At 72.0% G+C, this 25502-nt stretch carries 28 protein-coding genes, 1 tRNA gene and 1 pseudogene; 17 read left to right on the plus strand and 13 right to left on the minus strand.

Annotated elements, in window-relative coordinates:
- Positions 1-51 precede the first annotated feature (51 nt).
- From ACIRGB_RS16350 to ACIRGB_RS16360, 3 genes are all read left to right on the plus strand, one after another.
- A complete protein-coding gene (locus tag ACIRGB_RS16350) occupies positions 52-561 on the plus strand; it encodes a phage tail protein (RefSeq protein ID WP_403864896.1) in 510 nt (169 codons plus the stop codon).
- Positions 558-1982: an NADase-type glycan-binding domain-containing protein gene (locus ACIRGB_RS16355; RefSeq protein WP_403864523.1), complete on the plus strand. Its 1425-nt coding sequence runs from the start codon at positions 558-560 to the stop codon at positions 1980-1982. The genes ACIRGB_RS16350 and ACIRGB_RS16355 overlap by 4 nt, the downstream gene beginning before the upstream one ends.
- A gap of 106 nt (positions 1983-2088) precedes the next feature.
- On the plus strand, positions 2089-3738 hold the full coding sequence (locus ACIRGB_RS16360) for an alpha/beta hydrolase (protein WP_403864526.1): 1650 nt from the start codon (positions 2089-2091) through the stop codon (positions 3736-3738).
- Positions 3739-3797: 59 nt separating this feature from the next.
- On the opposite strand, the gene ACIRGB_RS16365 is transcribed toward ACIRGB_RS16360, so the two are convergent.
- A tRNA-Thr gene (locus ACIRGB_RS16365) sits at positions 3798-3871 on the minus strand.
- A 218-nt stretch (positions 3872-4089) separates the two neighbouring features.
- Here ACIRGB_RS16365 and msiK point away from each other — a divergent pair.
- From msiK to ACIRGB_RS16380, 3 genes are all read left to right on the plus strand, one after another.
- A complete protein-coding gene (msiK, locus tag ACIRGB_RS16370; protein ID WP_403864529.1) occupies positions 4090-5226 on the plus strand; it encodes a diacetylchitobiose ABC transporter ATP-binding protein MsiK in 1137 nt (378 codons plus the stop codon).
- A 224-nt stretch (positions 5227-5450) separates the two neighbouring features.
- Complete coding sequence (locus tag ACIRGB_RS16375; RefSeq protein WP_403864899.1) at positions 5451-5906, plus strand: hypothetical protein; 456 nt, start codon at positions 5451-5453, stop codon at positions 5904-5906.
- Positions 5907-5948: 42 nt separating this feature from the next.
- Positions 5949-6686: an NDP-sugar synthase gene (locus ACIRGB_RS16380; RefSeq protein WP_403864532.1), complete on the plus strand. Its 738-nt coding sequence runs from the start codon at positions 5949-5951 to the stop codon at positions 6684-6686.
- 89 nt (positions 6687-6775) lie between these two features.
- Here the strand turns inward: ACIRGB_RS16380 and ACIRGB_RS16385 are convergent, their stop codons facing one another.
- The 6 genes from ACIRGB_RS16385 to ACIRGB_RS16410 all read right to left on the minus strand — a co-directional run bounded on the left by ACIRGB_RS16385 (position 6776) and on the right by ACIRGB_RS16410 (position 13368).
- Positions 6776-8503: a DoxX family protein gene (locus ACIRGB_RS16385; protein ID WP_403864535.1), complete on the minus strand. Its 1728-nt coding sequence runs from the start codon at positions 8501-8503 to the stop codon at positions 6776-6778.
- A 117-nt stretch (positions 8504-8620) separates the two neighbouring features.
- Complete coding sequence (gene rlmB / locus ACIRGB_RS16390; protein ID WP_403864538.1) at positions 8621-9562, minus strand: 23S rRNA (guanosine(2251)-2'-O)-methyltransferase RlmB; 942 nt, start codon at positions 9560-9562, stop codon at positions 8621-8623.
- Between the two features lie 121 nt (positions 9563-9683).
- The gene (gene cysS / locus ACIRGB_RS16395; protein WP_403864541.1) at positions 9684-11084 is read right to left on the minus strand and encodes a cysteine--tRNA ligase; all 1401 of its coding nucleotides are present in this window, start codon (positions 11082-11084) and stop codon (positions 9684-9686) included.
- Between the two features lie 193 nt (positions 11085-11277).
- Positions 11278-11790 carry a 2-C-methyl-D-erythritol 2,4-cyclodiphosphate synthase gene (ispF, locus tag ACIRGB_RS16400; protein WP_403864544.1) on the minus strand — a complete coding sequence of 171 codons (513 nt, stop codon included), beginning with the start codon at positions 11788-11790 and terminating at the stop codon, positions 11278-11280.
- Entirely contained in the window at positions 11780-12580 is an 801-nt protein-coding gene (gene ispD / locus ACIRGB_RS16405) for a 2-C-methyl-D-erythritol 4-phosphate cytidylyltransferase (RefSeq protein ID WP_403864547.1), read from the minus strand. The genes ispF and ispD overlap by 11 nt, the downstream gene beginning before the upstream one ends.
- Before the next feature lie 305 nt (positions 12581-12885).
- Entirely contained in the window at positions 12886-13368 is a 483-nt protein-coding gene (locus ACIRGB_RS16410) for a CarD family transcriptional regulator (protein WP_003953493.1), read from the minus strand.
- Positions 13369-13989: 621 nt separating this feature from the next.
- Here ACIRGB_RS16410 and ACIRGB_RS16415 point away from each other — a divergent pair.
- Positions 13990-14721, plus strand: a complete 732-nt coding sequence (locus ACIRGB_RS16415) for a DUF461 domain-containing protein (protein ID WP_403864550.1) — start codon at positions 13990-13992, stop codon at positions 14719-14721.
- A 109-nt stretch (positions 14722-14830) separates the two neighbouring features.
- Here ACIRGB_RS16415 and ACIRGB_RS16420 read toward each other — a convergent pair whose 3' ends face one another.
- Positions 14831-15511 (minus strand): response regulator transcription factor, encoded by a 681-nt coding sequence (locus tag ACIRGB_RS16420; RefSeq protein ID WP_076975481.1) that lies wholly within the window; start codon positions 15509-15511, stop codon positions 14831-14833.
- A complete protein-coding gene (locus tag ACIRGB_RS16425; RefSeq protein ID WP_403864553.1) occupies positions 15508-16833 on the minus strand; it encodes a sensor histidine kinase in 1326 nt (441 codons plus the stop codon). The genes ACIRGB_RS16420 and ACIRGB_RS16425 overlap by 4 nt, the downstream gene beginning before the upstream one ends.
- 214 nt (positions 16834-17047) lie before the next feature.
- Between ACIRGB_RS16425 and phoU the strand changes: the two genes are divergently transcribed.
- From phoU to ACIRGB_RS16455, 6 genes are all read left to right on the plus strand, one after another.
- Complete coding sequence (phoU, locus tag ACIRGB_RS16430; protein ID WP_403864555.1) at positions 17048-17737, plus strand: phosphate signaling complex protein PhoU; 690 nt, start codon at positions 17048-17050, stop codon at positions 17735-17737.
- 169 nt (positions 17738-17906) lie between these two features.
- Positions 17907-18062 carry a hypothetical protein gene (locus tag ACIRGB_RS16435; protein WP_164419559.1) on the plus strand — a complete coding sequence of 52 codons (156 nt, stop codon included), beginning with the start codon at positions 17907-17909 and terminating at the stop codon, positions 18060-18062.
- 104 nt (positions 18063-18166) lie between these two features.
- The gene (locus ACIRGB_RS16440; protein ID WP_403864558.1) at positions 18167-18415 is read left to right on the plus strand and encodes an SCO4226 family nickel-binding protein; all 249 of its coding nucleotides are present in this window, start codon (positions 18167-18169) and stop codon (positions 18413-18415) included.
- 197 nt (positions 18416-18612) lie between these two features.
- On the plus strand, positions 18613-18978 hold the full coding sequence (locus ACIRGB_RS16445; RefSeq protein WP_403864561.1) for an SCO4225 family membrane protein: 366 nt from the start codon (positions 18613-18615) through the stop codon (positions 18976-18978).
- Positions 18979-19026: 48 nt separating this feature from the next.
- Complete coding sequence (locus ACIRGB_RS16450; protein ID WP_403864564.1) at positions 19027-20292, plus strand: lanthionine synthetase LanC family protein; 1266 nt, start codon at positions 19027-19029, stop codon at positions 20290-20292.
- A 71-nt stretch (positions 20293-20363) separates the two neighbouring features.
- Positions 20364-21233, plus strand: a complete 870-nt coding sequence (locus ACIRGB_RS16455; protein ID WP_403864567.1) for a GyrI-like domain-containing protein — start codon at positions 20364-20366, stop codon at positions 21231-21233.
- A 12-nt stretch (positions 21234-21245) separates the two neighbouring features.
- Here ACIRGB_RS16455 and ACIRGB_RS16460 read toward each other — a convergent pair whose 3' ends face one another.
- On the minus strand, positions 21246-21626 hold the full coding sequence (locus ACIRGB_RS16460; protein WP_403864570.1) for a VOC family protein: 381 nt from the start codon (positions 21624-21626) through the stop codon (positions 21246-21248).
- A 107-nt stretch (positions 21627-21733) separates the two neighbouring features.
- On the opposite strand from ACIRGB_RS16460, the gene ACIRGB_RS16465 reads away from it, so the two are divergent.
- Entirely contained in the window at positions 21734-22141 is a 408-nt protein-coding gene (locus ACIRGB_RS16465) for a signal peptidase I (protein ID WP_403864573.1), read from the plus strand.
- Between the two features lie 266 nt (positions 22142-22407).
- On the opposite strand, the pseudogene ACIRGB_RS16470 reads toward ACIRGB_RS16465, so the two are convergent.
- Positions 22408-22814, minus strand: a pseudogene (locus tag ACIRGB_RS16470) (GntR family transcriptional regulator); the annotation flags it as partial.
- Positions 22815-22832: 18 nt separating this feature from the next.
- Here ACIRGB_RS16470 and ACIRGB_RS16475 point away from each other — a divergent pair.
- Both ACIRGB_RS16475 and ACIRGB_RS16480 read left to right on the plus strand, forming a co-directional pair.
- Entirely contained in the window at positions 22833-22925 is a 93-nt protein-coding gene (locus tag ACIRGB_RS16475; RefSeq protein WP_403864903.1) for a hypothetical protein, read from the plus strand.
- A 159-nt stretch (positions 22926-23084) separates the two neighbouring features.
- Positions 23085-23504: a DUF5959 family protein gene (locus ACIRGB_RS16480; RefSeq protein WP_403864576.1), complete on the plus strand. Its 420-nt coding sequence runs from the start codon at positions 23085-23087 to the stop codon at positions 23502-23504.
- On the opposite strand, the gene ACIRGB_RS16485 is transcribed toward ACIRGB_RS16480, so the two are convergent.
- Positions 23461-23901 (minus strand): hypothetical protein, encoded by a 441-nt coding sequence (locus tag ACIRGB_RS16485; RefSeq protein WP_403864906.1) that lies wholly within the window; start codon positions 23899-23901, stop codon positions 23461-23463. The two genes, ACIRGB_RS16480 and ACIRGB_RS16485, sit on opposite strands and share 44 nt — an antisense overlap.
- A gap of 108 nt (positions 23902-24009) precedes the next feature.
- Here ACIRGB_RS16485 and ACIRGB_RS16490 point away from each other — a divergent pair, with 108 nt between their 5' ends.
- Complete coding sequence (locus ACIRGB_RS16490; RefSeq protein WP_403864578.1) at positions 24010-24306, plus strand: ribosomal protein L7/L12; 297 nt, start codon at positions 24010-24012, stop codon at positions 24304-24306.
- Positions 24307-24539: 233 nt separating this feature from the next.
- On the opposite strand, the gene ACIRGB_RS16495 is transcribed toward ACIRGB_RS16490, so the two are convergent.
- Positions 24540-24773, minus strand: coding sequence for a YozE family protein (locus ACIRGB_RS16495; RefSeq protein WP_403864581.1), 234 nt, complete (start codon positions 24771-24773; stop codon positions 24540-24542).
- Positions 24774-25502: the final 729 nt, after the last annotated feature.

The following is a 25502-nucleotide window of genomic DNA, read 5'->3' on the forward strand; positions in this document are numbered from 1 at the left end:
TCGCGGCGGGGCTCCGTCGACGGACTCGGCTCGTCGCTGCCCATCGCGTCGATGCTGCCGGCCGTCTTCGCCGACGACGACCTCGCCCTGCGTTTCGTCGGCGGCCTCGACGACGTCCTCGCCCCCATCCTGAACGTCCTGGACTGCCTGGACACCTACTTCGACCCCGCTCTCACCCCGGTGGACTTCGCGCGGTGGCTCGGCACCTGGGTCGGCGCGGAGACCGACGGCACCGAGGCCGAACCGATGCTGCGTGCCGCCGTCGCCGCCGCCGCCCGGCTGCACCGGGTGCGCGGCACCCTCCAGGGCCTGTCCGAGACCGTCGAACTCGCCTTCGGTGTCGCGCCGGAGATCACCGAGAGCGGCGGCGCCGTGTGGAACGCCCGGCCGCTCGGCCCGTTCCCCGGCCGGCCCCGCCCGCAGTTGCACGTCGCCCTCCGGCTGCCCGACCCCAGGCCCGTCGACGTCCACCGGCTGGACGCCCTCGTCGCCGCCGCCCGCCCCGCCCACATGCCCTACACGGTCGAAGTGACCGCCTCCGAAAGGACCCCGGAGAGATGACCACGCAGAACTGCGCCGAGTGCGGAACCCGCGCGGAACCGGGCCAGTCCTTCTGCGACGCGTGCGGCGCCGTACTCAGCTGGGACCAGGCCGGCGCCGCCGCCCGCACCCCGCAGCCCGCGGCCGCCACGTCCGACCAGCGCCCCGGCTTCGACGCCTTCGCCGGCGCCGGCGTCCCGCCGGCCCGCACCGGCCGCCCGGCCGCGGCACCCGCCCGGGGCGCCGCCGACGAACCGGCCGGCGCCCTCGGGGACAACCCGACGCGGCCCCAGCCGCGCCACCCGGCAGGCACCGCGGACACCCCGGCCGCCGCCGGGGACACCGGGGACACGGGGGACGCACCGCAGGCCGCGGGCCGCACGGGAGACGCCGCGGCCCCGGACGACGCCCCGGACGGCGCCCCGGACGAGGCCCGGGGCGCCGCCGCCCGCCCGGCGCCGGGTACCGACGAGACCGCACCCACCACCCCGGTGCCCTCCGCCGCGGCCCCCGCCCCGAACCCGCTCACCGACACCATGTCCGACCGGGCCCGCTCCCTCCTCGTCCCCGTCGCCGACCCCGAGGGCCCCGCCCCCGCGGCGCCCCCCGCCATCGCCCCCGTCCTGCCCGGCCGCCCCGACGCGGACCGCCCGCAGGTCCGCGGCCCCGGCCACCAGCCGGACATCGCCAACGGGCCGCCCTGCCCGTGGTGCTCCACGCCCAACCGGCCCGACCGCCACTACTGCGCCCGCTGCGCCATGCCCCTGGTCGCGAGCGGCGACCAGGCCGCCGTACGCGCCCCCTGGTGGCGCCGGCTCTTCGGCGGACGGCGCCAGGAGACCCCGTGGGCCGGCGACCGTCCCCGCCTGCGCCGCGTCTTCGACCGGATCGGCACCTGGATCACCGTCGTCGTCGTGGCCACCCTGGTCGTCCTCGGCTTCATGTACATCCCCGACGGCGTCCAGAACACCCGCGACCACTTCGCCAAGCGCGCCCCCGTCTCCCCGGACGCCATCAAGGCCTCGCACTCCTTCCCCGGCCACAAGCCGGAGCTCCTCATCGACAAGCTCAGCAACACCTGGTGGGGTCCCGGCATCTCGCAGTCCGGCCAGGGCGAGTGGGTCGAGGTCAGCTTCACCGAGCCGACCCGGCTGCTCGACGTGATCATCACCCCCGGTGTCTCCACCCGCGCCGACAAGCTGCGGGAGTCGGCCCTGCCGCACCGCGTCAAGGCGACGATCACCATGAAGGACGGGTCGGTCAAGACCCGCGACCTCACCCTGGACCAGGGCGCCGGCGGCCAGCGACGCCCGTTCCGCGTCGGCGAGGTCACCAAGGTCCGCTTCACCATCGAATCGGCCCACGCGGCGTCCGCCAAGAAGCAGGTCGCCATCTCCGAGATCGAGTTCTTCGGCCCCTCCAGCGCCAACCGCTCCTCCTGACCCGGCCCGGGGCCCCGCCGCCGCACACCGTCACCCACCGGCGGGGCCCCCACCCGAACGGACGCCACACCATGCGCCGCCCTCCGGGCCACCGGAGGCTGAGGCCATGCCCCCAGCACGAGCGATATCCACCGCCGTCCTGCTGTCCACGGCCACCCTGCTCGCCTCCTCCCTGGCGGCCTGCGCGCCCGCGGCCCGGGACGGCGAACGGCACCGCGACACCGGCGGCGCCACGACCGACGCCCAGGCCCTGACCGACCTCCGCGAGCAGACCCCGGCCTGGCGGGACTGCCCCGCCCCCGCCCCCGTCCAGGGCGGCGGCGAGGCCCCCGGCGCCCTCCCCGACGGCACCCGGTGGCAATGCGCCACCCTGCGCACGCCGTTGGACTGGAAGAACCCCTCCGGCGAGACCATGGACCTCGCGCTGATCCGCGCCCGCACCAGCGGCGCCCCGGACGACCGGATCGGCTCCCTGCTCTTCAACTTCGGCGGCCCCGGCGGCTCCGGAGTCGCCACCCTCCCCGGTCTCGCCCCCGACTACGAGAGGCTCCGCACCCGCTACGACCTCGTCAGCTTCGACCCCCGCGGCGTCGGCGCCAGCGAGGGCGTGCGCTGCCTGGACGCCGGCCTCCCCGACGAGGACGAGATCGACAACATCCCGGACGACGGCGCCGACGAGACCGACGCGCTCCTCCGGTTCAACCGGGCGACGGCAGCCGCCTGCGAGAAGAACTCCGGCGACGTCCTCCCCTACGTCGGCACCACCCAGGCCGCCCAGGACATGGACCTCCTGCGCCAGGTCCTCGGCGACGACGAACTCCACTACTTCGGCATCTCCTACGGCACCGAACTCGGCGGCGTCTACGCCCACTTGTTCCCCGAGCGCGTCGGCCGCGCCGTACTCGACGGGGTCGTCGACCCCACCCACGACCAGCTCGAGGAGGCCCTCGCCCAGGCCGGCGGATTCCAGCTCGCCTTCGAGCACTTCGCCGCCTGGTGCGCCCGGCAGGGCTGCGCACTCGGCGACGACGCCGAGGACATCGTGGACCTCACCGTCGGCCTCGAAGCGGCCCTCGACGACACCCCCCTGACCACCTCCGACGGCGGCGCACTCGACGGCGACGCCCTCGTCGACGCCATCACCGGCGCGCTCTACCGGCAGGAGTACTGGCCCGCGCTGCGCGTCGGCCTGGAAGCCGCGGCCGACGACAACGGCGAGGTCCTCCAGGACCTGGCCGAAGCCCTCGGCCAGCACGGCGCGGGCGGTGACAGCGACGACGACGGCACCGACGACCCGCGTGACGAGGAGAGCAACGAGGACGACGCCTTCCGGGCCATCACCTGCGACGACTCCAGCAGCCGCTACACCGTCGCGGACGTCCGCTCCCGCCTGCCGGACTTCGTCGCCGCCTCCCCCCTCTTCGGCCCCGGCCTCGCCTGGAGCGCCCTGTCCTGCACCGGCTGGCCGGTCCCCGGAGCCGCCCGGCACCCCGAGGTCGGCGCCCCGGGCGCACCCCCCGTCCTGCTCGTCGGCAACACCGGCGACCCCGCCACCCCGTACGAGGGCGCCGCCCGCATGGCGGAGCGCCTGGGCGAGAAGGTGGGCGTCGAGCTGACGTACCAGGGCGAGGGCCACGGCGCCTACGACAGCGGCAACCCCTGCGTCCAGGACACCGTCGACGCCTACCTGCTGAACGGCACCCTCCCGAAGCCCGGCACGGTCTGCAAGGCGGAACCCCTGTCCGAGGGCAAGTAACCGGAACCGAACGCCGACGCCCCCGCGATCACGGATCGCGGGGGCGTCGGCGGGTGCGGAGCCCCCTGTCGGATTCGAACCGACGACCTTCGCTTTACAAGAGCGGCGCTCTGACCAGCTGAGCTAAGGAGGCACGCGCGCGGCGGGCGCGCGCAGGCTGCTCCACTGTACACAGAGCCGGTGAACGATGGGATGCGAAAGTTTCGGCGGAATTCACCGACCCCCAGCTACTGACAGATCAGGTGAACGCCGGGTACCGTCCTGCTCAGCTTCACCCGTGTGGACTACACCACCACCTTCCTACAACGGATCGTCCGGCACGTTCCTGCCGGTAGAAGGGGGCCCTTCACCATGGCCACTGTTACGTTCGACAAGGCGACCCGCGTGTACCCGGGTTCCACGAAGCCCGCCGTCGACGGTCTCGACATCGACATCGCGGACGGCGAGTTCCTCGTCCTGGTCGGCCCGTCCGGTTGTGGCAAGTCCACCTCGCTCCGGATGCTCGCGGGGCTCGAGGACGTGAACGGCGGCGCCATCCGCATCGGCGACCGCGACGTGACGCACCTGCCGCCCAAGGACCGGGACATCGCCATGGTGTTCCAGAACTACGCGCTGTACCCGCACATGTCGGTCGCCGACAACATGGGCTTCGCCCTGAAGATCGCCGGCGTCAACAAGGCGGAGATCCGGCAGAAGGTCGAGGAGGCCGCGAAGATCCTCGACCTCACCGAGTACCTGGACCGCAAGCCGAAGGCGCTCTCCGGCGGTCAGCGCCAGCGGGTGGCGATGGGCCGCGCGATCGTGCGTGAGCCGCAGGTGTTCCTCATGGACGAGCCGCTGTCCAACCTGGACGCCAAGCTCCGTGTCTCCACCCGTACGCAGATCGCCTCGCTCCAGCGCCGCCTGGGCATCACCACCGTCTACGTCACCCACGACCAGGTCGAGGCCATGACGATGGGCGACCGCGTGGCGGTCCTCAAGGACGGTCTGCTCCAGCAGGTCGACACCCCGCGGAACATGTACGACAGGCCCGCCAACCTCTTCGTCGCCGGCTTCATCGGCTCCCCGGCCATGAACCTGGTCGAGGTCCCGATCACCGACGGCGGCGTGAAGTTCGGCAACAGCGTCGTCCCGGTCAACCGCGACGCCCTGAAGGCCGCCTCCGACAAGGGCGACCGCACGGTCACCGTCGGCGTCCGCCCGGAGCACTTCGACGTGGTGGAGCTGAACGGCGGCACCGCCAAGACCCTGTCGAAGGACTCGGCCGACGCCCCGGCCGGTCTCGCGGTCACGGTGAACGTCGTGGAGGAGACCGGCGCCGACGGCTACGTCTACGGCACGGTCGAGGTCGGCGGCGAGACGAAGGACCTCGTGGTCCGCGTCAGCAGCCGCGCGGTGCCGGAGAAGGGCGCGACCGTCCACGTCGTGCCGCGTCCGGGCGAGACGCACGTCTTCTCGTCCTCCACCGGCGAGCGCCTCACCGACTGAGAGAAACCACGCGACCGGGTGATTTTCACCCGGTCGCCGAAAAGAGCCCCGCGGCCTGCTGCGGGGCTCTTTTCGTTGTCGACAAATACCCCGGCACACCGGACGTTTCGACCCGTGTTCGTCAACCCACTACCCCGCCGAAGCGCTCTCCTCATCCCCCGAAGGGGTGACTAAATGTCGCCAAATCATTACCGGGCGCTACCCTCACTCGCGTGAAGCACTCCGTGAAGCACTCCACCACCCGACAGACGCGACGCGGCCGGGGCCCCGCCCGCCGGATCGGCCGCTCTCTCGCCTTCGTCCTGCCCGTCGTCCTGGTGCTCTCCGGGACTCTCGCGGTCACCCGCGTCAACTGGTCCGGGGACCCCTCGGACTCGGTGCTCGCCGCGTCCGAGGCGTCCGCCGCCAAGGCCTCCTCCGCCCGCACCGCCCGCGCCCCGCACGAGGTGCTGCGCGACCGGCTGCTGACCGAGTTGCAGGAGGAGGACCCGGGCGTCGCCCTCACCCACCTCCAGCAGGCGGTGAACGAGCGCCCGTCGCTGGCCGACCACTGCGCGACCATCGCCCGCGCCCTCGGCCGCGCCGCGGTGAAGGTCTACGGCCCGACGCGCGCCCAGTCGTACGCCCGCCCGGTCTGCGACACCGCCTTCGCCTCGGGCGTGCTGGCCGCGCACGGCTGAGCGCCCTGCAAAGGCCGGCGGGGCGCCGCGTACAGTTCGGGCATGACCGATCCGAGCGCCGCGTCCCGCCGCCCCGTTCAAGCCGTCGTCCTGGCCGGCGGACAGGGTTCCCGGCTGCGCCCCTACACCGACGACCGGCCCAAGCCGATGGTCGAGATCCCGGGCACCGGGACTCCGATCATCGGCCATCAGCTCGCCTGGCTCGCCGAGGAGGGCGTCACCGACGTCGTGGTCTCCTGCGGTCATCTGGCCGAGGTGTTGCAGGACTGGCTGAAGAGCGCCGACCTGCCGCTCTCCGTCACCACCGTCGTGGAGACCGAGCCGCTGGGCCGCGGTGGCGGCCTCCGGTACGCCGCCGCCCACCTCCCGCACCCGGACCGGCCCTGGTACGCCACCAACGGCGACATCTGGACCCGTTTCTCGCTGCGCGACATGGCGGACTTCCACGCCGAGCGGGACGCCGTCGCGACCCTCGCCCTGGCCCGCCCGCGGCTGCCGTGGGGCGCCGTCCAGACGGACGGCTTCGGCCACATCACCGACTTCATCGAGGCGCCGCCGTCGACCTTCGAGATCAACGCGGGCGTGTACGTCTTCTCGCCGGAGTTCGCCGCGATGCTCCCGGAGCGCGGTGACCACGAGCGCACCACCTTCCCCCGCCTGGCGCGCGAACGCCGCCTGGCCGGCTTCCCGATCCCCCAGGGCTCCTACTGGCGCGCGATCGACACCGCGAAGGACCTGACCGAGGCGGCCCGGGAACTGGCGGCCCTGGCGGGCCGCTGAGGCCCCGCAGGCACGCGATACGGCAGCAGGGCCCCGCACCTCGTGTGCGGGGCCCTGCTGCCGTACTACTGCGTCGGGGGCGGGGGCCGCTAGCCCAGGAGGCCGCCCACCAGACGGCCGCCGGGCTCTCCGGTGGACGACGAGCCGCCGCCGTCACCGCTGCCGGTGCCGCCGCCGGTGGAACCGCCGTTGCCGCCGGTCGTGGTGCCGCCCGCGGTCGGTCCGGCCGTGGTGCTCGGCGCCTGGCCGGCCGGGGCGGACTGCCGCGGCGGGGCCTGGCCGCCCGTGGTGCCCTGGGTCTGGCTCGGCATACCGCCGCCGCCGGTGGAGGTGCCGCTGCTGTCGCGGGTCGCGCCCGGGGTGGTCGCGGAGTCCTCGGCGGGGGCGGACGCGCCCTCGGTGGCGCCCTGGGTGGGGGACGCGGAGGCTTCCGGGGAGGAGGTCTTCGGCTCGCGGGTGCCGGGGTCCCGCGGGAGCGGGGAGCCGGGCAGCTCGTTGCGCGGGGCCTCGCCGGGCCCGGGGACCACCACGCGGTCGGCGTCCCGGACGGCACCGCCGAGGACGGAGCCGACGAGGAGGGTGACACCGGCGACCAGGAAGGTGATGACGGCGCCGCGGCGCAGCACGTAGCGGCGCAGGTCCCAGATGTCGGAGCGGGGGCCGAGCCGGCGCCAGGCGCTGCCCGCGAGCCGGCCGTCCACGGAGTAGACGGGCGCCCCGGCGATGATCAGCGGGGACCAGGCGGCGAGGTAGATGATGTCGGGCGCGTCGTAGACCGGGACGCTCTTCCAGCTGACGGTGACCAGGAGCGCGGCGGACAGGCCGGCGCCGATGACGGCTGCCACGCGCTGCCAGCAGCCGAGGACGGTCAGGACGCCCACCAGCACCTGGAGGAAGGCGATGACCAGCCCGGCGCCCACGGGGTGGGCGAGGGCGAACTGGCGCAGCGGCTCGGCGACGTCCCAGGGGTGCAGGGTGTTGAGCCACTTGACCATGGAGCCGCGTTCGCCGCCGTCGAAGTAGACGGGGTCGCAGAGCTTGCCCATGCCGGCGTAGATGGAGATGAAACCGAGGAAGACGCGCAGGGGCAGCAGGACGACGCCGAGGTTCATCCGGCGGCCGGGGAAGTAGGCGTGCCGCGCCGGATCGTCGCGGCGCCTGCGGCGCCGCTCGCCCTGGTCCGGGTCGTCGTCGGGGTCGTAGCCGTCGTCGTAGCCGTCGCTCCCGGTGCCGAAGTCCTCCGGGCCGTAGCCGGACCCGTCGTAGGCCGGCTCGTCGTAGGCGCTGCCCACGGTGCGCATCGCGGGCAGCAGCCGGGTGCCGTCGGGGACGGGGCCGCGCTGGGCGCCGACGAGGGGAGTCTCCAGCGTCTCGGTGGCCGGGCCGTCGTCGTAGTCCAGGGGGCCGCCGTCGAGGTCGACCCGGGGGATGACCTGCGTGGCCCCGGCTTCGCCCGAGCGGTCGGCGGCCGGGTCGTCGGCGTGGTGACCGGCTCCCGCCCGCACCGCCTGGAGCAGCCGGTGCGCGCCGGTGTCGTCCGGGTCGGACCGCCCGCTCCACACCACGGCACGGCGACGGCCCGCGGCCGGGGCGGCGGGCACGCGGGCGGTGTCCTGGGTGGCGCTCAGGTGCCGCGCGATCCGCGGGGACTGGGTCCGCCGCGCGGAGGCACCGAACTGCACGCGGAAGCTCGCGTGGTTGACGATGACCTGCGCCGGATCGCTCGGCACCTTCACCATGCTCAGCGCGGGAGCGTCGTCGTATCCCGACGAGCGGTCCCCCGTAGGAGTGCGGGGTGTTCTGGTGTCCACACTCATCTAACCGAGTGATGTGTCGTTAGGACACTGTCTTGACCGGCCCGATCTGTCCGGACCGCGTCAAGCATGTCCGGACAGCCTCGAACGCCCCGTTCGAGCTATTCGCCGAACACCCGTTCAGGGACGCCGGCGCGCCGCCTCGTACAGCACGATCCCGGCCGCCACACCGGCGTTCAGCGACTCGGCGCCACCCGGCATCGGGATGCGGACCCGGACGTCGCAGGTTTCGCCGACGAGGCGCGACAGGCCCTTGCCCTCGCTGCCGACCACGATGACCACGGGACCGTCGAGGGCCGCCAGGTCGCCGAGTTCGGCCTCGCCGTCGGCGGCGAGACCGACGACCGTGAGGCCGGCCTTCTGGTACGACTCCAGCGCCCGCGTGAGGTTGGTGGCGCGGGCCACCGGCGTGCGGGCGGCCGTACCGGCGGACGTCTTCCAGGCGCCCGCCGTCATGCCGGCCGCGCGCCGCTCGGGCACGACGACGCCGTGGCCGCCGAAGGCGGAGACCGAGCGGACGACCGCGCCGAGGTTGCGCGGGTCGGTCACCCCGTCGAGGGCGACGATCAGCGGGTCCACGCCCTCGTCGTGGGCGGCGGCGACCAGGTCCTCGGGGTGCGCGTACTCGTACGGCGGCACCTGGAGCACCAGCCCCTGGTGGTTGAGCCCGTTGGTCATCCGGTCCAGCTCGGGACGCGGCGCCTCCATGAGGTTGATGCCACCGCGTTCGGCGGCGAGCTGGAGGGCCTCGCGCACCCGCTCGTCGTTGTCGATGAACTGCTGGACGTAGAGCGTGGAGGCGGGTACGCCCTCGCGCAGCGCCTCGTAGACCGGGTTGCGGCCGACGACCAGCTCGGACGTCGACCGGCCGCCACCGCGCCGCGGCTGCGGGCGTCCCGTGGTGCGGCGCGCCTTGGCGTTGGCGGCGCGCTGCTTGGCGTGCCCCTTGCGCATCTCGGCGGGGGGCGTCGGCCCCTTGCCTTCCAGGCCCCGGCGTCGCTTGCCGCCGCTGCCGACCTGCGCGCCCTTCTTGCCGGACATGCGGCGGTTGTTCGCGGCCATGAGTTACCTGTCTCCGCTCTCTACGGGAGTGTGCGTCGTACGTGCGTCTTATGCAGTGTGCCGCCCGGAGGGCCGGGCGGCACAATCGATCTACGGGTCCGCGTCCCGCCGCCCCGCCGGGTCAGCGGGAACCGAGGCTCCAGCGGGGTCCCTGCGGGCCGTCCTCGATGACCAGTCCGGACTGTCCGAGCTGGTCGCGGATGGCGTCGGCGGTGGCCCAGTCCTTGCGCGCCCGCGCGGCCTCGCGCTGGTCCAGCACGAGCCGTACGAGGCTGTCGACGACGTGCCGCAGGTCCTCGCCCTGCTCCTGCTCGCCCGCCCACCGCGCGTCCAGCGGGTCCAGGCCGAGGACGCCGAGCATGGCCCGCACCTCGGCGAGCCGGGCGACGGCCGCGTCCTTGTCGTCGGCGGCCAGCGCGCTGTTGCCCTGCCGGACGGTGGTGTGCACGATCGCCAGCGCCTGCGGGACGCCCAGGTCGTCGTCCATCGCCTCGGCGAAGGCGGGCGGCACCTCGGCGGCGGGCTCGACGACATGGCCGGCCAGCTCGGTGACGCGCTGCACGAAGCCCTCGATCCGCGCGTACGCCGACTCGGCCTCGCGCAGGGACTCCTCGCTGTACTCGATGGTGGAGCGGTAGTGCGGGGTGCCGAGGTAGTAGCGCAGCACGACCGGCCGCCACTGCTTGACCATCTCGCTCACCAGCACGCTGTTGCCGAGCGACTTGGACATCTTCTCGCCGCTCATGGTGACCCAGGCGTTGTGCACCCAGTACCGGGCGAAGGCGTCGCCGAAGCCGCGGGCCTGGGCGATCTCGTTCTCGTGGTGCGGGAAGATCAGGTCGATCCCGCCGCCGTGGATGTCGAACTCCTCGCCCAGGTACTTGTGGGCCATCGCGGAGCACTCCAGGTGCCAGCCCGGCCGCCCCCGCCCCCACGGCGTCTCCCAGCTCGGCTCCCCGGGCTTGGCCGCCTTCCACATGGCGAAGTCCCGCGGGTCCCGCTTGCCGGTCTCGCCCTCCCCGGAGGGCTGGCGCAGCTCGTCGATGTCCTGGTTGGACAGCGACAGGTAGCCCGGCAGGGACCGTACGTCGAAGTAGACGCTGCCGTCGGCCTCGTAGGCGTGGCCGCGCTCGATGAGGCCGCGCATCATCTCGACCATCTCGGTGATGTGGCCCGTGGCGCGCGGCTCGTAGGTGGGCGGCAGGCAGCCGAGGGCGGCGTAGGCGTCGTTGAACGCCCGCTCGTTCTCGTACCCGATGGACCACCAGGGGCGGTTCTGCTGCTCCGCCTTCCAGATGATCTTGTCGTCGATGTCGGTGACGTTGCGGATGAACGTGACGTCGTAGCCGCAGTAGGCGAACCAGCGGCGCATGATGTCGAAGTTCAGCCCCGACCGGATGTGCCCGATGTGCGGGGCGGCCTGCACGGTGGCGCCGCACAGGTAGATCGAGACGCAGCCCGGTGTGAGGGGGGCGAAGTCACGGATCTGCCGGGCGCTGGTGTCGTACAGGCGAATAGTCACGGGTCCAGGGTAGTAGGCGCCGAGCAGTGCCAAGGGCACGCGTACCCGGTTGTTGCGGCGACTTCCCGTCCCCGCGAGTCGGGCGGCGGGTGGGCACAGGCGGGGTCCAGGGGCGAAGCCCCTGGCGGGGCCCGGGGCGGAGCCCCGCACGGCACGCCACCCGGCGGCACCCGTCACACCCGCCCCCGCCCGGCTAGGGCACCCGCACGACCAACGCCGTGGCCACCGCCATCAGCCCCTCCCCCCGCCCGGGGAACCCCAGCCCGTCCGTCGTCGCCCCCGACACGGACACCGGCGCCCCCACCGCCCCGGAGAGCACCGCCTCCGCCTCGTCCCGCCGCTTGCCGATCTTCGGCCGCGCCCCGACCACCTGCACCGCGACGTTCCCGATCCGGAACCCCGCCGCCCGCACGATCCGCGCCGCCTCCGTCAGCAGCGTCACCCCGGACGCGCCGGACCACTCCGGCCGCCCGGTGCCGAAGTGCTGCCCCAGGTCCCCGACCCCCGCCGCGGAGAACAGCGCGTTGCACGCCGCGTGGGCGACGACGTCCGCGTCGGAGTGCCCGGCCAGCCCGGTCCCCTCGCCCTCCCACTTCAGCCCGGCGCACCACAGCTCACGCCCGTCCTCGAAGGCGTGGATGTCCGTACCGATCCCGACTCGCGGCAGCGGGGGGAGCCCCTCCGTACCGAGATCCTCAGAACCCATCGTTCAGCCTCCTGCGCGCCAGCACCGCCTCGGCGAGCACCAGGTCGAGCGGGCGCGTCACCTTGAACGCCTCCTCGTGCCCCGGCACCACCACCACCGCGAGCCCGAGCTGCTCGACCATGCTCGCGTCGTCGGTGACGTCGTCGGTCACCGTCCCGTGGGCCCGCACCAGCGTCGCCCGGTCGAAACCCTGCGGGGTCTGCACCGCGCGCAGCCGCGCCCGCTCGGGCGTCGCCACCACCGGCTCCGGCTCGCCCGGCACCGCGGCGGGCTCGACCTGCTTGACGGTGTCCGCGAGCGGCACCGCCGGCACCACGGCGGGCGCGCCCTCCCGTACGGCTTCGATCACCGCGTCCACGGTGTCCACCGGCACCAGCGGCCGGGCGGCGTCGTGCACCAGGACGATGTCGTACGCGGGCGGCAGCGCGTCCAGGCCGAGCCGTACGGACTCCTGCCGCGTCTCGCCGCCGGGCACCACGAGGAAGTCCGTGCGCTCGGGCAGCGCGTGCGCGTCGAGGAGGCTCTTGACCTCGCCCGCGCCGTCGGGCGGGGCGACGACCACCACGAGGGAGACCCCGCGGGAGGCGGCCATCGCCCGGACCGCGTGGATGAGCATGGGCGTGCCGCCCAGCGCGCGCAGGGCCTTGGGGGCGCCCGGGCCGAGCCGTACGCCCCGGCCCGCGGCCGGGATCACGGCGGCGGTCCTGGGACGCGGACGGTCCGCGGCGGACGGGTCCGCGGGCGTCTCGGCAGCCGCTTCGACGGGTGAGGGACGCGATTCGTCAGACATCGGTTCCTGTCAGGTTTGTGTGCTCGACCTAGTTGGGTATGGCCTCACCGTGCCGGGCGCGATGCCTTGACCGGACCCTTCCGTGACCCTGGTCGAGCCAGCAGCCCGGGCCCGGCACGCCAGGACCCGGGGAAACCTCCCGGGATGAGCGTACGAGGATCGACGGCATCCGGACGTCCGGATGCCGGAAACCGTGTGCGGGTACGAACATGCCGCAGCGCCCGGCGACAGCAAGGATGTCATCGGGCACCGCGGCATTTCAGTGCGCTGAACCGAGTGGCTGACGGTCTGCGCCTCGCCTCAGGTCAGGAGGCGAGCACCTCGTCGAGCAGGGCCTCCGCCTTGTCCTCGTTGGTGTTCTCCGCGAGAGCGAGCTCGCTCACCAGGATCTGGCGGGCCTTGGCGAGCATGCGCTTCTCACCTGCGGAGAGTCCGCGCTCGCGCTCCCGGCGCCACAGATCGCGCACGACTTCCGCGACCTTGATGACGTCGCCGGAGGCGAGCTTCTCCAGGTTTGCCTTGTAACGACGCGACCAGTTCGTGGGCTCCTCGGCGTACGGCGCGCGCAGTACTTCGAAGACCCGGTCCAGCCCGTCCTGACCGACCACATCACGCACGCCGACGAACTCCGCATTGTCCGCTGGCACACGTACCGTCAGGTCGCCCTGGGCGACCTTCAGCACCAAGTAGGTCTTGTCCACGCCTTTGATCTGGCGAGTTTCGATAGCCTCGATCAGCGCGGCCCCGTGATGGGGATAGACCACGGTGTCGCCAACCTTGAACGTCATGTGACAGGTACCCCTTCCGTGGCTATCCAGGGTAACACGGAAACGGCGTCTTCTGAATGGCGTTTTCGCAGGTCAGGGCATATCTCGGGGCTTGACAACAACGACTGGAACGTGCTGCGCCGGGTCGGCGGACGAAGGAATTCGCAGGTCGGAGCGGCTCTTCAGGCCGGACGAAACACGCACGTCACACACATCCGGAGCCCTCGCCGCCTGCCCGAAGATCCCGATATGTCCGGTTCCACGCGTGCGACTTCCGCTACTCCGTTCGGTGGGCCGTGGCGGGGTTCCGGCCGAATCCGGAATTGATCACGAGGCGTCCCGGTCGGCCGCCGGTGATCCATTTCCGGCCGCCCCGCGCATTCCTTCACGGAAATTTCGGCCCCCGATCCGCGACCTGTATGGCGGAGGGCTTCATAGCTGAATGTCGGACGAGTACGCGCCGCTAAACGGCCCGCCGGAGCGCCCGGGGTCTACCGCCTGGCGAGCGAAGCCGGATGTCTTCGGGGAGGGTCGGGTGCGGCGGCCCGAGAACGGCTCGGTAGCCTAAGGCCGCTGACAGCCACTTAGGGCGGCTTTATCCGTTGCCGCCACCCCGCTCGAGTCCAAGGAGTTGCCGCCGCCGTGAGCAGCAGCCTTCGACGCGGTGCCCTCGCCGCCGCCGCCATCGCGTTCTCGATCGCCTCGCTCGCCGCGTGCGGCGCCGGTCACAACGCCCAGACGCTGGAGATCAAGCCGGACAACGCCGCGACGTCCGTGGGTGACATCAAGATCCAGAACGCGGTCGTCATCACCCAGCCCGACCTGGAGTCGACCGGCCCGGCCGTGGTCTCCGCCACCCTGTTCAACGGCGGCGGCAAGGACCAGACCCTCGAGTCGGTCACCGTGGCCGGTACCGGCAAGTCCGCCGAGCTGAAGCCCGCCAAGGGCGAGAAGGGCGGTCTGACCGTCCCGGCCGGCGGCTCCCTGGTCCTCGGCGGCAAGGACAACGCCGCCGCCGTCCTGCCCAGCAGCCGCGAGGCGATCAAGGACGGCAACGCGCAGAAGATCACCTTCAACTTCAGCGAGACCGGCGCCGTGAGCCTGCGCGCGTTCGTCGTCCCCGCCGAGAGCTACTTCTCCGAGTGGGGCCCGAGCGAGACCCCGGCGGCCCCGGGCGCCTCCGCGCAGCCCTCCGGGGAAGCCTCCGCGCAGACCTCGGGCGAACCGGCCGACGGGGAGTCCTCCGGCGCCCCGGCGGACGGCGGGACGGCCGGCACCGGCGAGCCCTCCGGCGAGGCGCACGGGTCCGGGACGGAGACCGACGGCGCCTCCCACGAGTCCGGCACGGGCACCGGCACCGAAGCCGGCCACTGAGCACCGTACGGACGCACCGGCGTACGGCCGAAGGGCGGGACCTCTCCGTGAGGTCCCGCCCTTCGGCGTGTCCGGCGGACCGGCCCGGCCACCCGGCCGGTGGGCCGGCCTACGGCTCGAACTTGTAACCCAGCCCGCGCACCGTCACCAGGTACCGCGGCGCGCCCGGGTCGGGCTCGATCTTGGCGCGCAGCCGCTTGACGTGGACGTCGAGGGTCTTGGTGTCACCGACGTAGTCGGCGCCCCACACCCGGTCGATCAGCTGCATGCGGGTCAGCACGCGGCCGGCGTTGCGCAGCAGCATCTCCAGCAGGTCGAACTCCTTCAGCGGCAGGTCGACCTTGGTGCCGCCGACGGTCACCACGTGCCGGTCCACGTCCATGCGGACGGGCCCGGCCTCCAGGGCGGCGGGGGCGACCTCCTCCGGCTCGCCGCGCCGGCGCAGTACGGCACGGATGCGGGCGACCAGCTCGCGGGAGGAGAAGGGCTTGGTGACGTAGTCGTCGGCCCCTATCTCCAGGCCGACGACCTTGTCGATCTCGCTGTCCTTGGCGGTCACCATGATCACGGGAACGTTCGAGCGGCCGCGCAGCTGGCGGCAGACCTCGGTGCCCGGCAGGCCGGGCAGCATCAGGTCGAGGAGCACGAGGTCGGCGCCGTTGCGCTCGAACTCGTCGAGTCCGTCGGGGCCGGTGGCCGCGATGGCGACCTCGAAGCCCTCCTTGCGGAGCATGTACGACAGGGCGTCGGAGAAGGACTCCTCGTCCTCGACGACGAGCACACGGGTCACGGAAGGACCTCCGGGGCGGGAAACGTTTCGTACGGGGATGTATGGGGGGAGTGCGAGGAACGCGGAGCATGCGAGGTGTGGGGGGAATGCGGGGGCTGGGGGGAGGAGGACGACCGCTCGGTCTCGGCGCTGAGCCCGGTGCGGTCGGACCGCCGCTGCGCGCGGTCGCGGGCGAGGCCCGCCTCCGGCAGTCGCAGGGTGAAGGTGGAGCCCTGGCCTTCGGCGCTCCACACCGTGACCTCCCCGCCGTGCGAGGCGACCACGTGCTTGACGATGGCGAGACCCAGACCGGTGCCCCCGGTGGCCCGTGAGCGGGCCGGGTCGACGCGGTAGAAGCGCTCGAAGACGCGCTCCTTGTCCTTCTCCGAGATGCCGATGCCCTGGTCGGTCACGGCGATCTCGATCAGGTCGCCGCCGGGGGCGGCGACACGGCGGGCGGCGATGCCGACGCGGGTGCGGGCCGGCGAGTAGTTGACGGCGTTCTCCACGAGGTTGCCGAGGGCGGCGGCGAGCTGGCCGCGGTTGCCGCGTACGTGCAGATCCGCCGTTCCTCCGGCGGCCATGGTGATCTGCTTGGTGCCGGCCGCCTGCCGGCAGCGGTCGATGGCCTCGGCGACCAGCTCGTCCACCCGGACGGGCTCGGCGTCGTCGAGGGGGTCGTCGTTCTGGACCCGGGAGAGGTCGATGAGCTCCTGCACGAGGTTGGTGAGCCGGGTCGCCTCGATCTGCATCCGCCCGGCGAACCGCTCCACGGCCTCCGGGTCGTCGGAGGCGTCCATCACGGCCTCGGACAGCAGCGAGAGCGCCCCCACCGGCGTCTTCAGCTCGTGGCTCACATTGGCGACGAAGTCGCGCCGTACGGCCTCGATGCGACGGGCCTCGGTGAGGTCCTCGACCAGCAGCAGCACCAGCCGCGACCCGAGGGGCGCGACGCGTGCGGAGACGGCGAGGGCCTCCCCCCGCCCGTTCCCCCGCCGGGGCAGGTCCAGCTCGACCTGCCGTATCTCCCCGTCCCGCCGGGTGTCCCTGGCCATCTGCAACATCGGCTCGACGGCGAGCTTGCCGCCCCGGACCAGACCGAGGGCGTACGCCGCCGAGCTGGCCTTCACCACCGCGTCGGCCTCGTCGAGGACGACCGCGGAGGAGCGCAGTACGGACAGGACGGTGTCGACACCGGGCGGCAGTACGGCGTCCGTGTGGAGCGAGGTGCGGGTGGGGCGCTTCTGCTCCCGCTCGCTCCAGCGGAACGCCAGCACGGCGATGACGCCGGTGAGTACTCCGGCGATCGCTGCCACTGCGGCGACCGCCGCGTTCACGTCCATGGCTCCAGGTTAGGCACGGCGAACCGTCCCGCCCCAGCCATCCGGGTGCGACCTCGAACACTCGTCGCCCAGAGTTCACCTTGGAGCCAGGGACGGTTCATTTGGGGTGCCGGAAACGGACGCGTACAGGCCGGAACGTGTAAGCGTGGGGGCACGGCGAGGGGCGCGAGCCGGTCTGCGAGCCCCCGGACACCACGTACGAGAGGGAATCCTGATGCGGGACGCGTACCACGAGGAACTTGATTCGATCGGCGACGGTCTGGTGGAGATGGCCCGGCTGGTCGGGTCGGCCATCGGACGCGCCACGACCGCGATCCTCGACTCCGACCTGAAGCTGGCGGAGGCCGTCATCGAGGCGGACCGGAAGGTCGACGCCCTCCAGCACGAGCTGGAGGCCCGGGCGATAACCCTGCTGGCCCGCCAGCAGCCGGTGGCGACGGACCTGCGCATCGTCGTCACGTCGCTGCGGATGTCGGCCGACCTGGAGCGGTCGGGCGACCTGGCCCAGCACGTGGCCAAGCTGGCCCGGCTGCGCTACCCGGAGCGCGCGGTGCCGCACGACCTGCACGCCACCATCCTGGAGATGGGCCAGCTCGCGCAGCGCCTGATGGCGAAGGCCGCCGAGGTGATCATCACCAAGGACGTCGACCTGGCCCTCCAGCTGGAGCAGGACGACGACGCGATGGACCTCCTGCACCGCACCCTCTTCCAGCACCTGATGGACGACCGCTGGAAGCACGGCATCGAGACGGCGGTCGACGTCACCCTCCTGGGCCGCTACTACGAGCGCTTCGCCGACCACGCGGTCTCGGTCGCCAAGCGGGTGGTCTACCTGGTCACCGGCGAGCACGCGGACGACCTCCAGGCGGACATCCAGCCGGCGACACAGGTCGAGGGCGCCTGAGGGGGCCTCGGGGCGGGCTTAAGGGCCTGAGGGGCCCGGGTCCCGCGCGCGTCAACGTCGCGTTGGAGCGCGCGTTCGCTTCCGTGCGCCGTTGATGCGACGGCCGTTCGGGCGTGCAATGGAGCCACCCACCCGGGTCCCAGGCAGGCACCCGCTTCCAGGAGGAACCATGGCCGATTCCCCCAGCACGAAGCCCGACCCCGCACAGGAACGTCCCACCGAGCAGCCCCCCGAGATCCGCAGCCTCCCGCTGATCGCCGCCTGCGGCTGCGGCTCGGGCTGCGGCTGCGGCTGCCAGTCGGGCAGCCCCTGCCAGTGCGGCTGACGCGGTAGCGGCAGGCGGTGAACAGTGGGGTGACGGCCGGGTTCGCCCCGGCCGTCACCCGGGCGCACCCTGGAAGAAAGACCCTGAAGGGGGTGCGAGGCACCATGGCTCATTTCATGGACGTACACCGCGGGATGCACGGCATCACCTCGGACCAGCTGCACCAGGCCCACCAGGCCGACCTCGCCCTGGAGAAGGACGAGAACGTCCACTTCGAACAGGCGTGGGCGGACCCGGCCTCCGGCACGATCTACTGCCTCTCCGAGGGGCCGTCGGCCGAGGCGGTCCAGCGCGTGCACGAACGGGCGGGCCACAAGGCGGACGAGATCCACGAAGTCCCCCTGTCGGTATAAGCCGGGCAGGGCTCCCTCGGGCTCAGGGGCGTCCCGGCAGGTATCGCGTGCCGCGACTTGAGTACGGGTACTCAGGTCGCGGCCCCGCTCCCGCCCGACCCTGGAGACAGGAAACCGGACGCCTGGAAGCCGGACGCCTGGAAACCAGACGCCTGGAAACCGGACGAAGACGACGAGCACGGGGAGCCCGAGACCCGATGACGAAGACCACCCGCAGCACCCGGATACGCACCCTGACCCGCCTGACCGTCGCCAACCGCGTGTCGGCGGCCTACCTCGCCCTGGTCGGCGGCGCGATGGCCGTCGCCGCGGCGCAGCCCCTCTTCGCGACCGGCCCCGACGCGTCCCTCGTCTGGGTCTGGCCGGCCCTGTTCACCTTCCCGGCCTTCGGCTTCGTGGCCTGGCTCGGCGAGGCGACCTGGGGCGGCGACGCCCCGACGTGGTTCTTCCTCGCCGGCATCGCCCTCTCGGCCCTGGTCCAGTCCCTCGCCCTGGGCGCGGTGTGGCGGACGCTGCGCGGACGCCGGGACGACCGCACGCCCCACCTGACGACGGCGAACTGACCCCGACGCGCCCGGAAGCCGGGGACGCCCGGGTGCGAGAGTGACCCCATGACGGCACCAGGAATCACGGTCGTGGCGGTCGACGAGGTCGAGGACATCGCGGTGGACGGCCTGCGGTGGCTGACGGGGACGGCGCGGGAGACCCCCGACGGCGGCCTCGCCTGGCCGGCCAAGCCGTCGGAGGACGCCGTCGAACCGATGCTCTACAGCGGCACGGCGGGCATCATCCCCGTACTCCTGGAGGCGTGGCGGCACTTCGGCGACGACGCGTACGCCGACACCGCCCTGCGCGCGGCCCGTGACCTGGCCGCCCGCGTCGACGACCTGGACGACGACTCCCTGTACTTCGGCCGGACCGGGCTGGCCCTGGTCCTGCGGTCCGTCCACGACGCACTGGGCGACCCGGCCGCGAGCGAGGCCGCTGACCGGGCCCTGCGCCTGGTCCGCTCCCGCTTCGACGGCATCCGCTGGGGCAAGCTGTTCGAGCTGATGGGCGGCAACGCGGGCATCGGCCTGGGCGCCCTCCTGTGCGGCGACCCCGACCTGGCCGTCCTGGCCGTGGAGCCGTACCTGCGGACGGCGGAGCGGACCGCGAACGGCGTCCACTGGCCCCACCGCCCGGACACCGACTCCCGCCTGCACCACGTCTCGCACGGCACCCTCGGCATCGCCCTGGCCCTCGCCCGGGTCGGTGCGGCCACCGGCCGCGGGGACCTGCTCGACCTGGCGCTGTCCGCCGCGGCCGACGTCGTGGCCAGGGACTCCGCGGGGCCCGAGGGCTTCCTGGCCCCGCACTCCACCCCGCAGTTCCTCCCGGACCTGATCGACCCGGTCAGCTACGGCTGGTGCCACGGCCCGTCCGGCGACGCCCAGCTCTTCCGCACCCTGCGGGACATCACCGCCGACCCCGCCTGGACCGCCCTGGCGGACCGCTGCTGGCACACGGTCACCCACTCCGGCCTCCCCCGGCGGCTGCGCCCCGGCTTCTGGGACAACAACGGCCGCTGCTGCGGCACCGCGGGCGTCCTGGCCCTGGCCTGCGACCGGATCGCCGAGCAGCGCGACGCCTTCGACTTCGCCGACGTCCTGGTCGCGGACCTGACCGCCCGCGCGATCCGGGACGGCGAGGGCGCCCGCTGGTCCAACGTCGACTTCCGGTCCACCCCGTCCGAGCTGGAACCCCGGCCCGGCTGGGCGATGGGCAACGCGGGCATCGTCCGCGAGCTGCTCCGCTACGTACGCCTGGCCCGCGGCGGCGACCCTGGGTACGCCTTCACGTGGCCGGACCAGCCCCCGGTGTCGCCGCCCGCCTGACCGAACCGGACCGCAGCGATCGGGTGCGGCAGGGGCGCCCCCTGCGACGGTGGATGCCGAAGGGAGGCCTCATGATCTCGGCACTGAACCGGCTCGTCGACCTGGTCGAGGAGCACCTCGGCGAGGAACCGGACGTCCCCGCGCTGGCCGCGACGCTCGGCACGACCGAGTACCACCTGCGCCGGATGTTCTCGTCGCTGGCGGGCATGCCGCTGTCGGAGTACGTCCGCCGGCGCCGCATGACCGTCGCCGCCGCCGACGTCGTACGGGGCGGGGACGACCTGCTGGACATCGCCGTGCGGTACGGCTACGGCTCCACGGAGGCGTTCGGACGCGCGTTCCGGTCGGTGCACGGCTCCGCCCCGCGCGATGTCCGCCGCGCGGGAGGCCCCCTTCGGTCACAACCGCAGCTCAGGTTCCGCCTGACCGTCGAAGGGAGCACCTCCATGGACACCCGTTTCGCCGACCGCCCCGCCTTCCGCCTGATCGGACACGCGACCCGCGTCCCGCTCATCCACGAGGGCGTCAACCCGCACATCCAGCAGCACATCGCCGCACTCCCCCAGGAGGCCCACGCCCGCCTGAAGTCCCTCGGCGACACGGAACCGGCCGGCCTGCTCCAGGTCAGCGACGACGTGGCCCAGGACAGTGCGGAGGACACCGAACTGACCTACCTCCACGGCGTGGCCGTCACCGCCGACACCCCGGCCCCCGAGGACCTCGACGCCATCGAGGTACCGGCCGGCACGTGGGCGGTCTTCCGCAGCTCGGGCCCCTACCCGGACGCCCTCCAGACCACCTGGGCGGCCACCGCGGCCGAGTGGTTCCCCTCCAACCCGTGGCGCCTGCGCCCCGGCCCGTCGATCGTCTCGGTCCTGGACCGGGCGGACGACTTCACGACGGCGACGACGGAACTGTGGCTCCCGGTGGAACCGGCCTGAGTTTCCGGATGCTCAGAGAGGATTGAGCCGTGCCCTGAGCAGGCAGAACTCATTACCCTCGGGATCGGCGAGGACATGCCACGACTCCTCGCCGGTCTGCCCGATGTCGGCCCGCCGCGCCCCGAGCTTCAGGAGTCGCTCCAGCTCGGCGTCCTGATCCCGGTCGGTGGCGTTGACGTCGATGTGCAGCCGGGTCTTGCCGGGCTCCGGCTCGTCCCGGCGACTGAGGATGATCGTCGGCTGCGGCCCGCCGAACCCTTCCCGCGGCCCGATCTCGAAGAACTCGTTCCCCTCACGGTCCAGCACGACGAAGTCCAGCACCTCGCACCAGAACCGCGCCAGCACCTCGGGGTCCCGACAACCGAGCACGAGCTCACTGATCCGACACGCCATGAACGAAACCTGCTCTCAGCCTGGGAAGCACGGGTACGAACGCGGTGGTGACCGTATCTGGAGAGGCGGACCTGGGCTACGGATTTTCCCTGCTAGCTTCCGGGACCATGACGGACAGCGTGTACGTGGGCAACGCGGGCAAGGACGCGGCACTGGACCGGGGCTGGCTGCTGGGGCACTTCAAGGACGCCTCCGACCCCCGGCACAGCGAGGACGTGGAGATCAAGTGGGGCGTCCACCCCAAGGGGGACGAGCGCGCCCACTGGGTCACCGGCGAAGACCGCACCGCCTTGCAGGTCCTGATCAGCGGCCGCTTCCGGGTGGACTTCCCCGGCCGCAGCGTCGTCCTGTCCGAGCAGGGCGACTACGTCGTGTGGGGCAGGGGCGTCGACCATTCCTGGTACGCGGAGGAGGAGTCCGTCGTCCTGACGGTGCGGTGGCCGTCGGTGCCCGGGTACGCGGTTGCCAACGAGGCCGATCCCGGTGCCCAGGACGCCGGGACCTGCAACGGGTAGCAGCCACACGCACGTTGGCAGTGGCGGCCCTTAATCTCTCAAGCGCGCGGTCGGCTTCCGAGGGTTCCAGCTCTGTGAGGAATGGTTGCATCCCCGGCCTGTCTGGGGGCGGCCCGGAGATTCGTCCGGGACCTAACCGACGGTCGGGCTTCGTCGATGGCCAGCGGATGACCTGCCAGAGCCGACCGCGCACCGGGGGCCACGGACACCGTGACCGTGGCTACGGTCGGCTGAGGCGCTCTCTTCCAGTCGCGGGCACCCAGGGCTCAGGCGTCGAAGTCGTACTCCAGGATGTACGAGGCGGCGTCCAGCGTCATTTCGTTGATCTCGACCGGGCGGTCTTCGTCCGTGAACGCGGTGCGGCAGATGAGCATGACCGGGGTGCCCGCGGACATGGCCAGCTGGGCCGCCTCGTCCTGCGACGGCATGCGGGAGCGGACCTCTTCACGGAAGTGCACCGGCTTGTAGCCGAGTTCGGCGAGCCTGGCGTACGTCCCACCAGCCCCGGTGTCCTCCTGCGTGATCGCGGACCCAGTGACCAATGACGTGGGCAGGTAGCTCGTCGCGAGCAGCACGGCTTACCGTCCAGGACGAAGCGTCGGCGCCGCACGCACACCGTCTCCCCGTCGGCCAGGCCCAGAACCGCACCGACGCCGTCGGGCGCGGCCGCCTGCTCGTCGCCCTTTTCAGCATCACCGACACCCGCAGGCGGGCGCTGCGCTGCGCCGGCGGATGTGGTCACGCCTGGCACAACCTGCCGGATCCGCCCCGCGACGCAACCTGAGGTGTCCTCTTGCCCTTGGTTTTTCGGTGATCTTGATGAGCCGGGTTGTTGCCGCAATGCCCCACTACAGGTCGAGTGCGGATGTGCAGGCATCATGAGCCCGTCGATGTGAGTGTGAGGAGCGGGATGGACGCGGGTAGTGCTGGGGACCTCATCCGCTTGGCCGACGAGGAGAGCAGCTTTGTGGTTCGGGTATTGGGCCGCACGATGCCTGGGGTGCTGACGCTGCCCGACTTCCTCGACGCGGAGATCATCGTCACGAGCGGTTTTGCCCAGGGACGCCTGGAGGTGTGTCTGGCCCCGGACGACCTGGACGGCTGGTCCGAGGCGCTTGGCGAGGTCGCCGCCGGGCGGGATGCCGCCTGGATGGATGACGGACGTAACCCCGAGATCCGGCTCGAGTCGACCGATCAGGACGGGGTCGTCGTTGTTGCGGTGGAGGACGTAGCCGCGTCTGGGGCATCGGTGTGTGTCCCGCTACGTTTGGCCGACGGCTGGGTCGATGACCACTACGAACGACTGTGGCGTGTCCGTGCTAAGTGGCCTCAGGAGGTTGCGCAGACCTCCCCTGGTGCCTAGGAGTGGCGGCGCTGAACTGTCTGAGTCGGCGCCGCCAGATCAGCGCACAAGCCAAGGTCGAGAACGCCTCGTGAATGTCATCGCGAATCTCCCTACGATCCGCCGCCGACGGAGCAGTGCAGGTGGACAACGCCGGTTCCACCACCCGGCGTTCGGTCCCGAACCCCGAACCATGCTCGGTGCCGCGTCCGGCGACGACTGGCTTCACGCCTAGGTCGAGGGCGAGACGGCGGTACTTGTCGTGTTGATAGCCGCGACCGCGGTCGGCGAGCACGGCGTCCGAGCGGCATCGCGGTCGGCGGCGCTTGCCACGTACGGGCTGAACTGCTTCCAGCGTTGGGACGGACTGCGTGACGTCATTACAGTTGCCGCCAGTCCGTGTCGCGGCAAGCGGGATGCCAGTGGCGTCATGATCAGGTGACTACCTGTTCTGCCCCGGTCGACGGTACTTCGCCCCGTCTTGCCCCCCCCCCTTTAACACTCATAGGTAAGGCAGGAGGGTGAGATGTCCGGCAGAGAGCCCGCCGAGTACTACACGCTGCTCTGCGACGATCCGTCCCACGAGGTGGTTCTTGTCGACTGTGGGCACCGGGAGATGGAGGTGATTCTGGCCGTGCGCAAGGTGACCGGGCAGAGCTTGTGGCACAGCCGCGCGCAGGCGCGCCACGCGCCCGTCACCCTCCTCGGGGGTCTGTCTGCGCACAGGGCCCAGTCCGCTGTCGCTTTGCTCCAGAGCGCCGGAGCCAGAGCGGAGTGGCGACAGGAGCCGGAGCCCGGAGAGCGCACGGCCCCCTCGCCCTGACGACCCAGGTCCAGAGGTAGCGGAAAGCCCCTCTCGGTGGGAAACCGGCGGGCAGGGGGCCTACTCGTGGGCGCTTAATTCTTCCTGCCCTGGTTCCGGCCACCCGTTTTTTGCCTCCTGGTCAACGGGGGACTCACCGTACCTGACCAGGGCGCGGGCGGTCGCTGGCTGTCGTTCTCTGTGGTTGCTTGTTGACCTCGGAGGTTCCAGACAAGTTCCGGCTCGCCGACTGCTCAGGTATCCGTTTGAGCGGCCTGATACGCCTCGTATTGAGACCAGGCACGTTCGAGCGTCTCGATAGCCGCGTCAATGGCGCCACGCTCTTCCAGGTAGTCAAGCTGACCCTGTCGTCCCTTGTCTGAGGGCCAGTCGGGGTCATGGGAGACGTCCCGCGCGAGATCTCCAATGGCAGTGCGGTGATCGGCGTGGGTCTTCAACCATGCGGTGAAGCTCTTGGGCTTGGGCATATCGGCATCCTTCCGCCGGCGCGTCCGGGCTAACCCACGGGCCTGGTTCGCGTGTCGCTTGTCGGCCGCAGGTCAGAGCCTGTTCCGGGTCACATGCAGCGCGGCCCTGTCTCATCACGACAGCGACAAGGATGTCAGCAGTGCCGGTGCGGCCGGCGGTAGAGGGGCAAGAACGAACGGCTCACGCACGCGCGTCCCTTGGCCGCTCACGGTGCTAGCGCTCATGCCGAGCAGTCGGGACCGGGCTCGTGGTGCTCTCGGCAGAGCACCACACCCAACCCGCAAGATCAAGAAAGTTGAGGTTCCAGAGCACGAAAATGCCCCCCCACCCACGCCGTATATGCAGGTGATCACAAAAGTTACTTCTTCTTGCCCTGGGTCTTGCCGGGGATCTTGTTGAGCTGGTTTTTCGCTGTTCAGGGGCAGTCTGCCCGTGCGTCTGGTGGTCGTCGTTGGTCGTCCTTGGGCACCGTTACGGGGCCTCGGACGGCCCAGAGACGGCCCAGCTTCGCCGCACTTGACTGACCGCCGGCACTCGATGCGGCCCGTCAGAACCTCAGCCGACGACAGTCAGCCACGACGGCGGGCGCGCCGACCGACCACGCACGCGTATGTCTCGCTACACCCCCACCGGCCTCCGCCACCCTGCAATCTCCCGTCGACCAGAATGAGTTGCGACGGCCGGTCCGGGACGACGACGCCTGAGCCCTCAGCTTGGGAAGCTATCTA

The organism is Streptomyces sp. NPDC102490 (assembly GCF_044765285.1).
Taxonomy (GTDB): domain Bacteria; phylum Actinomycetota; class Actinomycetes; order Streptomycetales; family Streptomycetaceae; genus Streptomyces.